The following is a 12,732-nucleotide window of genomic DNA, read 5'->3' as shown; positions in this document are numbered from 1 at the left end:
GGATGGCTGTCAATGAACTTGTCGCCGCTGGACTGGTTGCCTTCTACGCCGGATTGTTCTGGTGGGCCTTTCGTGTCTTGCCGGGGGAGGGATGGCAGTTTCTCGCCGCGGTGCCGCTCACCAAACGGCCGGACGGGCAATGGGTCGGTCTCAACCTGACCTACTATGGCGCCTTCACCGCCAGCGCGGTCGTCATCGCGGTGGCGTGGAGCGTGGTGTTGATGGGCAGTGTGGGCCTGTCCCTGACCAGCATCCTTGCGCTGGCCATGATTGTCCTGGGCGTCTGCGTGCCCTCGGCCAAGGGGCTGGCACGCCTTATCGAAGGGAAAACGAATACCTTCACGGTGGGCGGCGCGTCCATGTTCGGCTTGTTCCTGCTCCCGTGGGTCGTCATGGCGATGAATGTCGGACTCGGCGCGTTGGGAGGAGACGCATTGCCCATGACGGCGGTCCTGGCGGTGGTGAGTATTGCCTACGCATTCGGTGAAGGGACCGGACGGCTGGCCTGTTTGAGTTTCGGTTGCTGTTACGGCGCTCCCCTGAAGCAGAGTCCTCCCTGGCTCTCCACCTTGTTTGCTCATCACCATACGGCCTTCGTGGAATCCACCAGAAAGGCGGCTTATGAACGGAACCTGGAAGCGATTCCGCTGATCCCCATTCAAGCGATGACGGCTGCCGTCTGCGTTGCTGCGGGAGTCGTCGGCTTATGGTTGTTCCTGCAGGGGCACATCCTCGCGGCATTTCTCGTCACGGTCCTGGTCACGCAGGTGTGGCGGGTCGTCTCGGAGTATCTGCGCGCCGATTACCGCGGTGGGCGTGCCTTTTCGCACTACCAATGGCTGTCCCTTGTCGGACTTGTTTATGCCGGATTACTGGCGTTGTGGCTTCCGGATAGTCCGTCTGCATTGCCGGATCTGCTGCGCGGGGTTCGCACGCTGTGGCAACCGGGCGTCCTCATCTGTCTGCAGATCTTGTGGGTCGTCATGTTTCTGTTCACCGGCCGGAGTCGGGTGACACAATCGACGCTGTCGATGCAGGTGATACAGGATCAGATTTGATCGTGCGCCGTCACGTCAGATATTCGCACCCTTGTATTGTCGGGCTTGCCTGGTGCCTGTTCATCTGTCCGGTCATGGCCGGTCAGGATGTCCTGCCCCTCGACTATCCCCAATCTCTCGAACGTGACCTTGCGGCACTGTTGTCCCGGCTGTCTGCGCAGGGCGATGAGCCCAAAGCGTTGCTGGAGGGGGCAGAACTTTATATGCAGATCGCCGACGATCTGTTCAGCGATGAGGGCCAGCGGCAATTGGCCTATGAGGCCGGTGCGGCGATGGCCAAGCGTGCGTTATACATCGATCCGCGTCAGGCCCATGCCCATTTTCTGTATGCTGCAACCCTCGGGAGTGCCGAGCGGTTGAAAGGCATCGCCGACGCGGGGCTGGTGCTGAATGACATCAAGCGCCATCTTCGAGAGGCGTTGGCCATCGACCCGACTCACCCGCAAGCGCTCCAGATGATGGGGGGGCTGTATGCCGAGCTGCCGTGGGTGCTTGGTGGGAGTGAGGCAGAGGCCGAGTCCTACCTGCGTCGTGCGATTGAGGCGGATGGGCGCTACACGAACGCGCATCTGATCCTTGCCCGCCTCCTCATGAAGCAGCGCCGGTTTGCCGAGGCGCGCCTGCATCTGCAGGCGGTCATCGATGTGCAACAGCCTCACTATCCCTACAGCTGGATGCGTCTGTTCAAGCCGGAAGCCGAACGCTTGCTGAAGGCTTTGCCTCCCTCCTGAGGCCGTTGCCTCGTCCGTGCCTCTCGCGCCGTACAATCCGGCAACGTTGAAGATCAGGAACAGGCGGCTTTGCGCCGTCATGGCATGGAAGGTGGACGGTCCGTCGGGAGCAGATGGGGAGTGTCTTGTCGCCGAGGCGGATGGGACGGATTGCCCCTCCGGCTCGGCAACGCATGGGGGCCGTCAGGCGAAGTGCCGGAAGAGCCAGAATAGGGTTCCCGACAGCAGGATTGACGCCGGCAGGGTCATAACCCAGGCGAGTGCAAGACTCCGGACCGTCTGCCACTGCAAACCCGAGCGATTGGCGGCCATGGTGCCCGCGACGCCTGAGGACAGCACTTGAGTCGTACTGACCGGTAGGCCGAAGAGGTCTGCCGCGCCGATGGTCGTCATGGCAACCAGCTCCGCACTGGCGCCTTGTCCATAAGAGAGGTGCGTCTTCCCGATCTTTTCCCCGACGGTCACCACGATACGTTTCCATCCGATCATCGTGCCCAACCCCAGCGCGATCGCCACGGAGGCTTTGACCCACACCGGAATGTATTTGGTGGCGTTATCCAGCAGGGATTTGTAGTGGAGCAGGATGTCGCGATCCGCTCGCGCAAAGGCCGGTTCGCGCGTTTTGTCCATCCAACGCAGAGATTCTCCGAGCAGGTACATGTCGTTGCGCACGTTGGAGGTCTGTTCCGTCGGGATTTGGGCGACGGTCGCATAGGAGGCGATCTGTGTGCGAACCATGCCGCTCAAGGCGCGAAGGGCGGGCAAGGTGTCCGGGCGAATTTCGTGCGTGCGGATATAGTCTGCTACCGTTTGCCTGGGGTCGGCCGGGGTCACAGCCGTTTTACTGTACCGCTGGAGAATGGCTTCCGATTTGGTCGATGTCTCCACGAAGGCGGGCGTGTACGACACATCCACGGTGCGATTGAGCGCATACACCGTCGGTACCGTGCCGATCAGGATGAGCATGATCAGGCCCATGCCCTTTTGTCCGTCATTGGAGCCATGGGCAAAGCTGACGCCCGTGCAGGTGAGAATGAGCAGGCCACGGATCCAGAGAGGTGGCGGCGTTTTACCGCGCGGCGGTTTGTACAATTTGTCGACGGGGAGGGCCTTCATGGCAATCAGGAGGAGAAACGCCGCGGCTGAAAATCCGATGAGAGGTGAGAACAACAGAGATTTCCCCACGTTGAGGGCCTGGGTCCAATCGACGCCGCTGGTATTGGTGCTCCCGGCCGCCATCAGCTGGTTGGTGATGCCGACGCCGATGACCGAACCGATCAATGCATGCGAACTGGAGGAGGGCAGCCCCAAATACCATGTGCCCAGGTTCCAGATAATTGCGGCAATCAACAACGCAAACACCATGGCAAACCCTGCTCCGGCGCTCACCTGCAGAATCAACTCGACCGGCAGCAAGGCGACGATGCCGAAGGCCACGGCGCCGGAGGCGAGCATGACGCCGATGAAATTCCAGATGCCGGACCATGCGACGGCAACGTGCGCCGGCAGGGAATGCGTATAAATCACCGTCGCCACCGCATTCGCCGTGTCATGGAATCCGTTGACGAATTCGAAGCCCAACGCGATCAGGAGCGCAAACCCGAGCAGGACGAACGGCCAGACCGACGAGGCGCGGACGTCGGACAGGTCTGAGGTCAACTCACCGGCGACATAGATTCCACCGATGGTTAGGAGCAGCAAGATAAGAAAAAGGCCGATTTGCGAGCTGTTTTCCTCGAACGACGCACTGAGCGGTCGGTCGACGACGGTTTCGATGGTGTCGAGGGGGGGCGGCGTCATGCAAGAATCCTTTCCGCTGAACGGGTGAGAGGTGGGCGCGTAGCCGCAACACTGTGTCAATGCGCCGTTACGCAGGGGTGGACATTGCATCAAGATTCCGTTAACTCTGTCGGGTTCCACCGGAGCTCGCCTCGGGGCGGCTCGATGGTCTATCATCGGACATGATCGGAAGCATCATCATCAGAATGAAGGTGAGTCAAACCGGATGTGTTGTGCTGGCGGGGCTGCTGATCCTGGCTATGAATGCGGCCGGCTGCGGGAGCTCGGCCAAGCTGATGTCCGGTCTGAGTATTGAAGAACTTAAACCGGTGCCGGGCGTCTTGCCCAATGCGAGGTTGATCAGAGGCACGGTCCGCGGCTTTTCAGGCGACCGTGTTGAGGTAGACACCGGGGAACGGATCCCGCGGTATCTGTCGCTCGAAGCCGGTGGAGATGAGGGGCGCGGATTGCAGGTGGGCGGGGTGGTAGAAATCATGGTCAACGATCGTGATGAGATCGTCGCCTATCAGCGGCCGGCCGATCAGTCGCCCACGAAAATTTTTCGCGGCTCGCTGGGACGAGTGTTCAATCCTCAAAAGGAACGCGTCACGATTCGTCTCGATACGGGGCGGGATGTGGGATTCTATGCGCGCACGGTCGCCATGGAGAAACTGGCGGCACTGGAGGTCGGCGAGACGGCCGATTTTGCCGTCGATCGCGCGTACCTGCTTGTCGATGTGGTTTCGCTGGGGAAGCCTCGGGAACTGACGTTCGGGTCTTCATCACGCGCGCCGCAGCGGCGTGTCGAGGGTGCGTTCGTCACGATCGGAGACGGGCGGATGCGGCTACGGATGACGCTCGACGACATTCAGTCCTTTCCGGTCCGGCCGCTCCTGCAGCCGGCGATCGAACAGCTGGATCCCAACGAGTCGGTCGCCATTTTTCTCGACGGGCAAGGACATGTCATTGATATGGTGCGAGTCGGCCGGCGGTGAGCCTGTCAGCGGCGAGTGGGGAGCTTGACGATTCGCGTGATGATCCAATCATTGAGCCGATCGGGAAGCAGGAGGGCGAGATAGGCCCGAATGGCGGCATCCGAGCCGATGAGGTACCGAGTTTTCGGCCACCGAGATCCAAGCGCGTGCGCGACGGCCGCGGTCACGATGCCGGCCGGTTGCGCCTGTTCCCCCGCCGCGGTGGCGGCCTCCTTGATCCGTGTAAACCCCTCCTTGTACATGTTCTTGAGGTCCTGGCTCCAAGTGGCGTCCCAGGTATCGACGTCTTTTCGCGTCTTGCCCCAAATGGGTGTGGCGATGGCGCCGGGCGTAATCAGTGCCACGCGGATCCCCCACGGCTGGACTTCGAGGCGCAAGGCATCGGTAATCGCTTCCAGCGCATGCTTCGAGGCGGCATAGGGAGCCATGAAGGGCATGGAGGCGCGTCCGGCGATCGACCCCATGTTGATGACGCGTCCTCGTCCGGTGCGAATCAACGGGAGAAAGGTTTGCGTGACGGCGATGAGGCCGAACACATTCACCTCGAATTGCCGTCGCCAGTCGGTTAGGGGCAACAGTTCGATCGGCCCCGCGACACCGATGCCGGCGTTGTTGACCAGGCCGGCCAGGCCGCGCTCGCCCACCATGGCCGCAACGGTGTGGCTGGCGGCGGAAATCGAGGCGGGATCGGTCACGTCGAGTCGGATGGGCATGAGGCGAGGACCGGCCTGCTGCTGGAGACGCTCACCGTCGGCGGGATTGCGGATGCCGGCGAAGACGCGATACCCGAGTTTGTCCAACGCGAGGGCGCACGCGGCCCCGATCCCTGTTGAGGCGCCGGTAATGACCACGGAGTCTGATGGGGAAGCGGCTGAGAACCAGTTCGGCATGTCTCGCATTCCTCGTGCTTGGGCGCGTACCCTACCATACTTTACGGCCCGACCCTACAGTCAGATGCATCCAGCTGAGGACATGGCGCAGTCTGTCTTCAGCGCGGGGCAGCGGGCGTGGAGAGGATGAAAGGAGCAGGCATGCAGAGAGCGAAATGGAAACGGGCGCTGCTGGTCATGATAGGGCTAGGCCTGGCTGCCTGCGTGTCTCCCCTCAGCGGCGGATCGGACCGGATAATGGCGACCTCTGCGGGGAAGCTCGTGACCGTGCAACCTCGTGAAATCGACGACGTGTTGTACAACCCCGGCATGGGGTTTGCGGATTTTCATTTCGGCTTCGGCCATCCGCCGCAGGCCGAGGAGTATCCCCATACGACGGTGGCCTATTTTCGCTGGCCATGGGCGGAACTCGAACCGGCGGAAGGTCAGTACAACTTTGCACTGGTCGATCGAGTCATCGAACAGGCCAAGGCCAAGGGTGAAACGCTCGCCATTCGCATCGTCTCCGAGTACAAGACCGGCACGCCGCAGTGGCTGCTCGACAAGGGCGTGGCCAGCGTGAAAGAGTCGGACGGCATTTTCCCCGATTACAACAATCCTGTTTTTCTCGACTATCATGAACGACTGATTCGGGCATTCGGGGAACGGTATGGGCGCTCGCTTGATATTGATCATGTGGATATCGGGTCGGTGGGGTGCTGGGGAGAATGGAATACGGCCTGCTGCGAAGGCGTGGAAGTGCAATGCAAGGCCTATTTCCCGAGCGAAGCGAATCAACTCGCCATTACGGATTGGTACTTCAAATATTTTGCGGGGACTCCGCTCGTGATGCTTCATGGCGGACAATTGCAGTATGCGACTGCGCGAGGGGCAGGTTGGCGAGGTGATTGCTTCGGTGACTATGGTTATTTTTCCCCAGACTGGAACCATATGGAGCATGCATATGCCCCGGTTCTGGAGGTGCAGGCGGTGGCCGACGCATGGAAGCATGGACCGGTGCAGATGGAAGTCTGCGGCTATATTCACGAATGGTACGAGCGGGGGTTCGATCTCGACCGCATCCTGAGCAAGGGGCTGGAGTGGCACGTCTCCGTGCTCAATGCCAAGTCGAAACCGGTCCCTGCGGCCTGGCGGCCGCGCATCAATGAGTTTCTGAAGAAGATCGGGTACCGCTTGGTGCCGGTCGAGATCACGCATCCGGCTGAAGGGCGTGCGGGTGAGCGCCTGCTGCTGCAGTCACGCTGGGAGAACAAGGGGGTGGCGCCTGTCTATCATGCATGGCCCCTGGCCTATCGGTTACGGTCCGAATCGGGTCATGTGGTGGCCCAATGGACGAGTGCGACTGATGTGAAGCAGTGGTTACCTGGTGCGCCGTATGAGGTTCAGGATTCGGTGGTGCTGCCAGGCACCCTGTCCCCCGGGACCTATGCGCTGGATCTTGCCGTGCTTACCGAAGATGGCCGCTCCGCACATGTCGACTTGGCGATCGAGGGCAAGCGGACGGATCGCTGGTATGGGGTGTCGACGCTCACGATTCGCTAGGCGGCTCGCACGGTGACATGCCGGTAAGACCCGACCGGTACGGTAATAGGAATCTGTGGAAATGAGGCTATGCGACCAGCATCTGGGGAATTGGGGCAAGATCGAGCACTGTAATGACTCGATTTCCCGTGCCGCGATATTCGATGTGATCGAAGCTGAGCTTGTTGGCCATGGCGATGCCTCGGCCATGGGTATCGAAAGCACGGTCGGGATCGAAGTCCAGATACTTCTTCCAGTCGAACCCTTTGCCCTGGTCGGTGATTTGTAAGGACAGCTTGGTAGTTTGACGGGCAAAGTGAGCCGTCGCCACCCGTGAGGCATACAGCGGATCGTTCAAGCGGCGAGTGATTTCTTCGTCTAGCGTGTCTTCCTCGAGCAGTTGCGTTTTCTGCGCGTACCCGATGTCCAGGTTGCCATGTTCGACGGCGTTCAAGGTGAGTTCCAGGATGCCGGTGACGACGCGGTTTGGATCAGGATAGGCATGGGCCAGCAGCGTGGCGAGGTTTTTGGCTTCCTCTGGCGATCTGAACGTGAAGGTGGCTGACTCCAGCAATCCCATCGTGGCGGTGGTGCGGCGGAGGTCCTGTCGTATCTCCAAGTAGTTGCTGTGATCACGCACGGCTGCGTCGACGATCGCCAGCAGCGTCGCTTTATCGTAGGGTTTCACTAGGTAGTAGTAGGCGCCGGCTTGCAGCCCCTCAAGTATCTGCTGTTGGGTGCCGGCCGCAGTCTGCATGATCACCGGAATCTGGCTCAGCACCGGGTGCTGCTTCATTCTCGAAAGAACTTCCATGCCGTCCATTTCCGGCATCATACGATCGAGCACGACGGCGCAAAACCGGTCCGGTTCCTGTTCCAAAAGCGCCCATGCGCGAACTCCGCTTGCCGCCGTCACGCAGGTATAGTCTTTCCCGCGAAGATGGTGTCTGAGCAGGTCAAGATTGACGGGTGAATCGTCCACCAGAAGCAACTGGGGAAGCTGTGCCTGCGTCAGCATTCGTGGTGACTCCGGCTGCCGGTTGGTGTGTCTATGCGGTACGGGTGGGTTGCGCATGCCGGCGCATATCTCCGGACCTGCTACCCTTATCGGCTGGGTTTTTAGAATACTTAATGAGGAAACGGGGGAAGGTGCCAAGAAGCGTCCGTCGGGGGTGCCCCGACGGACGTGTCCTGATTGGAGAGGCTATTGCTTCACGATATCAAGCAGTTCCACTTCGAAGACCAGAGTGGCCCCGGGCTTGATTACCGGGGGTGATCCACGGTCACCGTAGGCGATGCCGGAGGGGCAGACCAACTTGCTTTTGCCGCCGACCTTGATCAGTTGCACCGCTTCGGTCCAGCACTTGATCACCTGGTTCAGTGGGAATGTGGCCGGTTCGCCGCGTTTCACGGAGCTATCGAAGACGGTGCCATCAATCAGGGTCCCGTGATAATGCACCTTCACCGTATCCGTGGCTTTCGGGGTCGCTCCCTTGCCTTCCTTGATGGTCGTGATAATGGCACCCGATTCCGTCTTGTGGGCGCCCGGTTCCGCAGCGGCTTTGGTTAGGAACGCCGCCCCGGCTTTCTTTTCGACGTCGGCCAGCGCATTGGCCCGTACCTGCTGCATCTGTTGAATCTTCGGCCCGTACACGTTCAGGTCAACTTTTTGTGATCGCTTCAAGACCCCGTCGGCCAGGCCGGACTTCACGAACTCCAGTTCAGATTCGTTCAACGTGAAGGGCGTGAGTGATTGGCTGATGGCGACACCGAGGGCATACAACGTTTTCTGCTCGTCATTGGCCGGCTCAGGGGCGGCTGCCCAACTGAGTGAGGACATGAGGAGCACAACTGCGGACACGGCACCGGTTACATGGCGCATAGAGGATCCTTTCTGCTGAACAGCATGACTGTGCTCACCATATGCCAGGGACCCTCTGCGGCTCAAGAAAATTCTTGGGCAGGTTGCTGAAAATGGCCGCCTGCTTCGTTCTCAGTCGCGATTCTCGTTGCGACGTACCCCGAGGGTACGCCTCACTCGTGTCGCTCCTTGCGGCCTTGCTGGACGGCCAGTTTGAGCAGCCTGCTCAGATCGCCGGCTTGTCTGTGGGCGTGTTTCATTCAAAGCCTGCCCGGCGCGCGTCGTCTGCTCCCCAGCAGCCTGCCGGCCGGTGTGGCTCAGGAAAGTGTGTCCCTTCCGTGTGGGCTGAGCAGATCCAGTTGCGGACCGATGGGCACGATGCGGGTGGGGTTGATGTCGTCGTGCGTCATGTAGTAGTGCCGCTTGATATGGTCGAAGTTCACGGTGTCCGCGATACCGGGTACCTGATAGAGGTCCCTGAGATAGCCGGAAAGATTCGGGTAGTCGATGATGCGCCGGAGATTGCATTTGAAATGGCCATGGTAGACGGCGTCGAACCGGATCAGCGTGACGAAGAGTCGCCAATCGGATTCGACACATTGTCCGCCGAAGAGGTAGCGGTGTTGGCTGAGTCTCGTCTCCAATTGATCCAGCGCGGCAAAGAGTGATCGAGCCGCCTGCTCGTAGACGCGTTGAGACGTCGCGAATCCCGCCCGGTACACGCCGTTGTTCACCCGCTCATAGAGGAACGTGTTCATCTCGTCGATTTCCGGGCGGAGGGCTGGCGGATAGAGATCCAGCGTACTCGCGGTGAAGCGGTTGAACTCCCCATTGAGCATGCGCATGAGATCGTCGTCAGAATTGCTCACGATTCGCTTCGTGACGGTATCCCACAAGACTGGAACGGTGACGCGCCTCCGGTAATCGGGGTCGGTCAGGCGATAGGCCTCGCGCAGGAAGTGAAATCCATTGATCGGATCGATCGAACGGCCTGCTCCGTCGCGAAGGGCCCAGCCTTGCTCGTCGCGAAGGGGGTCTACCACGGTCATGCCGACGACCGACTCCAACTGTTTGAGTGTGCGGACAATGATCGTGCGATGCGCCCAGGGACAGGCCAGGGAGACATAGAGATGGTAGCGTCCGGCTGCGGCGAGGAATCCCGATCGCCCATCCTTGGTCACCCATTGGCGGAAGGCGTCCTCTTGGCGTTTAAATTCGCCTCCCTCGGTCTGCTCATTCGGAAATTGTGCCTGTCCGGTCATGATGTGGTGCTCCTTGAGCGGCACACCTTAGTCGCAATGGAGCGGGATCGTCAATCGCTGAGTGGTCCGGTGATTCGGGTTTGTATCACAGCCCGGTCAGCAGTGATCGACCGACGGCAGAACACCATCGTGGGGTTGACCATGTAGGTGCACGGAGGAATAGGAAGGGGACAAGCCTAGCGCGTTCCGCAGGTGATGGGAGCGGAGGCAGAAGGGCTGTGGGTGGCGTTTACCAGTGTCGGTGCCACCTTCCATAGTAGGGCCGATAGAAACGTGGCCCCCAGGCATAGGGGCGAGCGTAGAATGGTGAGCCGTAGATCCACGGACGTCCGAGATAAAGGCCGAAGCCCACGGACGGGTATCCATACAGCAAGCCGGGTGCGAGACCGGGGGACACGTAGGTGTATGTGGAAGGCGTAGAGGATTGTTGCGCCATTTGTCGCTGCAGGTCGGCAGTCATGGCGTCCTGTCGGTCGGCCTGCTCCTTCAACTGGCCGACGGTGTTCTGCTGGACCCGGACTTCCGCCTCCAGTTTCGAGATCTTGTCGCGCTGGATCTCGATGAACGCCTGCAAACATCGGGTATGCGCATCACCGGTATAGTTCGAGCATTCCCAGGGGCCTGCGCTGTCTGCCGCGTATACGGGAAGGGCGACAAGCACAGCGCTCAATCCCATGACGATCGGGGTAAGGTGATGCCGAAGGGATTCCAATCGGTGAGTCAGACGACGTACCATACGGCTCCTCCCTGGCGAGCTATTGACAGCGTAACATGGCTCTATCAGTGAAGGCCAGATCCGGCTCGTAGTGAGGGAAACGAATCAGGGTCTTGTTGGTTGACAGAGGTGGCGTAGAATTTGTGCGGTGACAGAGACAAGAGAGACAAAAGGAGAAGGGAATATGGGACAGAAGCAGGTAATTGCCGTGGTCGGGGCGACCGGCATGCAGGGGGGAGGACTCGTGCGGGCTATTCTCGCAGATCCCGCCAGCGGTCTCACGGTGCGCGCGTTGACCAGGGATGTGAATTCGGACAAGGCCAGGGAGTTGGCGGGGCTTGGCGCGGAGGTGGTGGCTGCTGATGTGCAGGACGTCGAGAGTCTAAAACGGGCCTTTGCGGGAGCGGCCGGGGTATTTTGCGTCACGTTCTTTTGGGCGCATATGTCACCGGAACGGGAGTTTGCCGAGGCGGAAGCGATGGCCAAGGCTGCTCAAGCGGCCGGAGTGCAGCATGTCATCTGGTCGACCCTGGAAGATACGCGGCGATGGGTACCGCTTTCCGATAACCGGATGCCGACGCTGCTGGGGAAGTACAAGGTGCCGCATTTTGATGCGAAAGGTGAGGCGGATCAGGTGTTCAAGCAACTCGGAGTGCCGACCACGTTTCTGCTGACCTCTTTCTACTGGGACAATCTTATCCACTTCGGGATGGGGCCGAAGCCGGGTCCGGACGGCATATTGGACTTTACGCTGCCGATGGGGGAGGCCAGGCTGCCGGGTATCGCGGCGGAGGACATCGGGAAGTGCGCGTTGGGGATCTTGAAGAAGCGGGAGGCCTATCTCGGGAAGACGGTCGGCATCGCCGGAGAGCATCTGACCGGCGTGCACATGGCGTCCGCTCTGACCAAGGCGCTCGGGCGAGAGGTGCGGTACCAGGCCGTGCCGCCGGAGGTCTATCGAACCTTTGGATTTCCCGGAGCCGACGATCTCGGGAACATGTTTCAGTTCAAACGCGATTTTAACGCGGTGTTTTGCGCGGCTCGTGAGCCGGCCATCGCCCGCGTGCTCAATCCCGGCTTGCAGACCTTTGCCCAATGGTTGGAAACGAATGCCACACGTATCCCCTTGGCCTAAGGGGCAAGGGACGGGGAGGCTGAAGTTTAATGCTGCGGCTTTGGCTTGGAGGCGTGGCACGAGGACGCAAACGGATTGCACCGTAGCCGGTGAATCTTGATCGTCCGCAGTTTCTCCGCTCCTGCCACGATCCTCGGTTCTTGCGGACGTTCCCCGTTACCGAGTGTCGGAAACGAAGCGAGTGTCGTCAAGATACAGATCGACAGGACGGCCACGACCCAAGCGAAATAGAGTGAGTAACGCATGTCCTAGTCGTAACACAGCCCGCTGCTGAGTCAACGAAATGATCGTTTTTCGTCATTGGTATCTGTTGGGCTCCGGTTCGTGACTGATGTGATCCATACGATTTCGCAATTTGTTTCAGCGATTGCCGTGAACGGTCCCTTGTCGCAGACTGTTCGACGCAAGTCCTGGGTGTCTTATCCCCCCTCATGTCGGAGAAGGAGAATGCCCATGAAACAGTCACCTCTGCTTGTCTCGGCGTTGTTGCTCGCGATGGTCGGTCTCTGTTCGCCCGGTTGGGCCGGTGAAGTGAACGCCAAGATGGAGGAACTGAAGGGAGACACCAAGGCCAAGGTCGAAGCACTGAAGGGTGAGGCGAAAGCCGTGGTGGAGGAGGCCAAGGGCAATAGGGTACAGGCGGAAGTGGAGCGCGCTAAAGGGAAGGGGAAGGCGGCCATGGAGAAAGCCAAGGGCAAGGTTCAGGAACTGAAAGCCAAGATGGAGTAACTCGTTTTACGCAGAGAACGAAGGGGCTTGCGCGGGACTCCGGTTCCTGCGCAAAC

Annotated in this window: 13 protein-coding genes; 6 read left to right on the top strand and 7 right to left on the bottom strand. The window is 60.1% G+C overall.

The window, feature by feature from the left end; genetic code table 11:
* The first annotated feature begins 2 nt into the window (after positions 1–2).
* Entirely contained in the window at positions 3–1,058 is a 1,056-nt protein-coding gene (locus KJA79_RS13285) for a prolipoprotein diacylglyceryl transferase family protein (RefSeq protein WP_213042529.1), read from the top strand.
* 2 nt (positions 1,059–1,060) lie between these two features.
* On the top strand, positions 1,061–1,789 hold the full coding sequence (locus KJA79_RS13280; RefSeq protein ID WP_213042528.1) for a tetratricopeptide repeat protein: 729 nt from the start codon (positions 1,061–1,063) through the stop codon (positions 1,787–1,789).
* Between the two features lie 183 nt (positions 1,790–1,972).
* Here the strand turns inward: KJA79_RS13280 and KJA79_RS13275 are convergent, their stop codons facing one another.
* Positions 1,973–3,589, bottom strand: a complete 1,617-nt coding sequence (locus tag KJA79_RS13275) for an inorganic phosphate transporter (RefSeq protein WP_213042527.1) — start codon at positions 3,587–3,589, stop codon at positions 1,973–1,975.
* A gap of 185 nt (positions 3,590–3,774) precedes the next feature.
* Between KJA79_RS13275 and KJA79_RS13270 the strand changes: the two genes are divergently transcribed.
* Entirely contained in the window at positions 3,775–4,563 is a 789-nt protein-coding gene (locus tag KJA79_RS13270) for a hypothetical protein (protein ID WP_213042526.1), read from the top strand.
* Positions 4,564–4,568: 5 nt separating this feature from the next.
* Here the strand turns inward: KJA79_RS13270 and KJA79_RS13265 are convergent, their stop codons facing one another.
* Complete coding sequence (locus KJA79_RS13265; protein ID WP_213042525.1) at positions 4,569–5,453, bottom strand: SDR family oxidoreductase; 885 nt, start codon at positions 5,451–5,453, stop codon at positions 4,569–4,571.
* A 141-nt stretch (positions 5,454–5,594) separates the two neighbouring features.
* Here KJA79_RS13265 and KJA79_RS13260 point away from each other — a divergent pair, with 141 nt between their 5' ends.
* The gene (locus tag KJA79_RS13260; protein ID WP_213042524.1) at positions 5,595–6,995 is read left to right on the top strand and encodes a DUF4832 domain-containing protein; all 1,401 of its coding nucleotides are present in this window, start codon (positions 5,595–5,597) and stop codon (positions 6,993–6,995) included.
* 67 nt (positions 6,996–7,062) lie between these two features.
* On the opposite strand, the gene KJA79_RS13255 is transcribed toward KJA79_RS13260, so the two are convergent.
* The 4 genes from KJA79_RS13255 to KJA79_RS13240 all read right to left on the bottom strand — a co-directional run bounded on the left by KJA79_RS13255 (position 7,063) and on the right by KJA79_RS13240 (position 10,833).
* On the bottom strand, positions 7,063–7,992 hold the full coding sequence (locus tag KJA79_RS13255) for an ATP-binding response regulator (protein ID WP_213042523.1): 930 nt from the start codon (positions 7,990–7,992) through the stop codon (positions 7,063–7,065).
* Positions 7,993–8,178: 186 nt separating this feature from the next.
* On the bottom strand, positions 8,179–8,856 hold the full coding sequence (locus KJA79_RS23015; RefSeq protein WP_213042522.1) for an FKBP-type peptidyl-prolyl cis-trans isomerase: 678 nt from the start codon (positions 8,854–8,856) through the stop codon (positions 8,179–8,181).
* Between the two features lie 296 nt (positions 8,857–9,152).
* Complete coding sequence (locus tag KJA79_RS13245; RefSeq protein ID WP_213042521.1) at positions 9,153–10,097, bottom strand: glutathione S-transferase family protein; 945 nt, start codon at positions 10,095–10,097, stop codon at positions 9,153–9,155.
* A gap of 229 nt (positions 10,098–10,326) precedes the next feature.
* Positions 10,327–10,833 (bottom strand): hypothetical protein, encoded by a 507-nt coding sequence (locus KJA79_RS13240; protein ID WP_213042520.1) that lies wholly within the window; start codon positions 10,831–10,833, stop codon positions 10,327–10,329.
* Between the two features lie 163 nt (positions 10,834–10,996).
* Between KJA79_RS13240 and KJA79_RS13235 the strand changes: the two genes are divergently transcribed.
* Positions 10,997–11,947: an NmrA/HSCARG family protein gene (locus KJA79_RS13235; protein WP_213042519.1), complete on the top strand. Its 951-nt coding sequence runs from the start codon at positions 10,997–10,999 to the stop codon at positions 11,945–11,947.
* Between the two features lie 26 nt (positions 11,948–11,973).
* Here KJA79_RS13235 and KJA79_RS13230 read toward each other — a convergent pair whose 3' ends face one another.
* The gene (locus KJA79_RS13230) at positions 11,974–12,192 is read right to left on the bottom strand and encodes a hypothetical protein (RefSeq protein WP_213042518.1); all 219 of its coding nucleotides are present in this window, start codon (positions 12,190–12,192) and stop codon (positions 11,974–11,976) included.
* Positions 12,193–12,400: 208 nt separating this feature from the next.
* Between KJA79_RS13230 and KJA79_RS13225 the strand changes: the two genes are divergently transcribed.
* Positions 12,401–12,676 carry a hypothetical protein gene (locus KJA79_RS13225; RefSeq protein ID WP_213042517.1) on the top strand — a complete coding sequence of 92 codons (276 nt, stop codon included), beginning with the start codon at positions 12,401–12,403 and terminating at the stop codon, positions 12,674–12,676.
* Positions 12,677–12,732 lie beyond the last annotated feature (56 nt).

Origin of the sequence: Nitrospira defluvii, from assembly GCF_905220995.1 — a bacterium.
In the GTDB taxonomy this organism is placed as follows: domain Bacteria; phylum Nitrospirota; class Nitrospiria; order Nitrospirales; family Nitrospiraceae; genus Nitrospira_A; species Nitrospira_A defluvii_C.
Note: the sequence above shows the minus strand (reverse complement) of the source record. Positions and strands in the feature narration are given on the sequence as shown.

Bases quoted from the DNA above. Each gene is read 5' to 3' on its own strand.
- KJA79_RS13285 (WP_213042529.1), top strand. From the start codon at position 3: ATGGCTGTCAATGAACTTGTCGCCGCTGGACTGGTTGCCTTCTACGCC.
- KJA79_RS13275 (WP_213042527.1), bottom strand. From the start codon at position 3,589: ATGACGCCGCCCCCCCTCGACACCATCGAAACCGTCGTCGACCGACCG.
- KJA79_RS13270 (WP_213042526.1), top strand. From the start codon at position 3,775: ATGAAGGTGAGTCAAACCGGATGTGTTGTGCTGGCGGGGCTGCTGATC.
- KJA79_RS13265 (WP_213042525.1), bottom strand. From the start codon at position 5,453: ATGCCGAACTGGTTCTCAGCCGCTTCCCCATCAGACTCCGTGGTCATT.
- KJA79_RS13260 (WP_213042524.1), top strand. From the start codon at position 5,595: ATGCAGAGAGCGAAATGGAAACGGGCGCTGCTGGTCATGATAGGGCTA.
- KJA79_RS13255 (WP_213042523.1), bottom strand. From the start codon at position 7,992: ATGCTGACGCAGGCACAGCTTCCCCAGTTGCTTCTGGTGGACGATTCA.
- KJA79_RS23015 (WP_213042522.1), bottom strand. From the start codon at position 8,856: ATGCGCCATGTAACCGGTGCCGTGTCCGCAGTTGTGCTCCTCATGTCC.
- KJA79_RS13245 (WP_213042521.1), bottom strand. From the start codon at position 10,097: ATGACCGGACAGGCACAATTTCCGAATGAGCAGACCGAGGGAGGCGAA.
- KJA79_RS13240 (WP_213042520.1), bottom strand. From the start codon at position 10,833: ATGGTACGTCGTCTGACTCACCGATTGGAATCCCTTCGGCATCACCTT.
- KJA79_RS13235 (WP_213042519.1), top strand. From the start codon at position 10,997: ATGGGACAGAAGCAGGTAATTGCCGTGGTCGGGGCGACCGGCATGCAG.
- KJA79_RS13230 (WP_213042518.1), bottom strand. From the start codon at position 12,192: ATGCGTTACTCACTCTATTTCGCTTGGGTCGTGGCCGTCCTGTCGATC.
- KJA79_RS13225 (WP_213042517.1), top strand. From the start codon at position 12,401: ATGAAACAGTCACCTCTGCTTGTCTCGGCGTTGTTGCTCGCGATGGTC.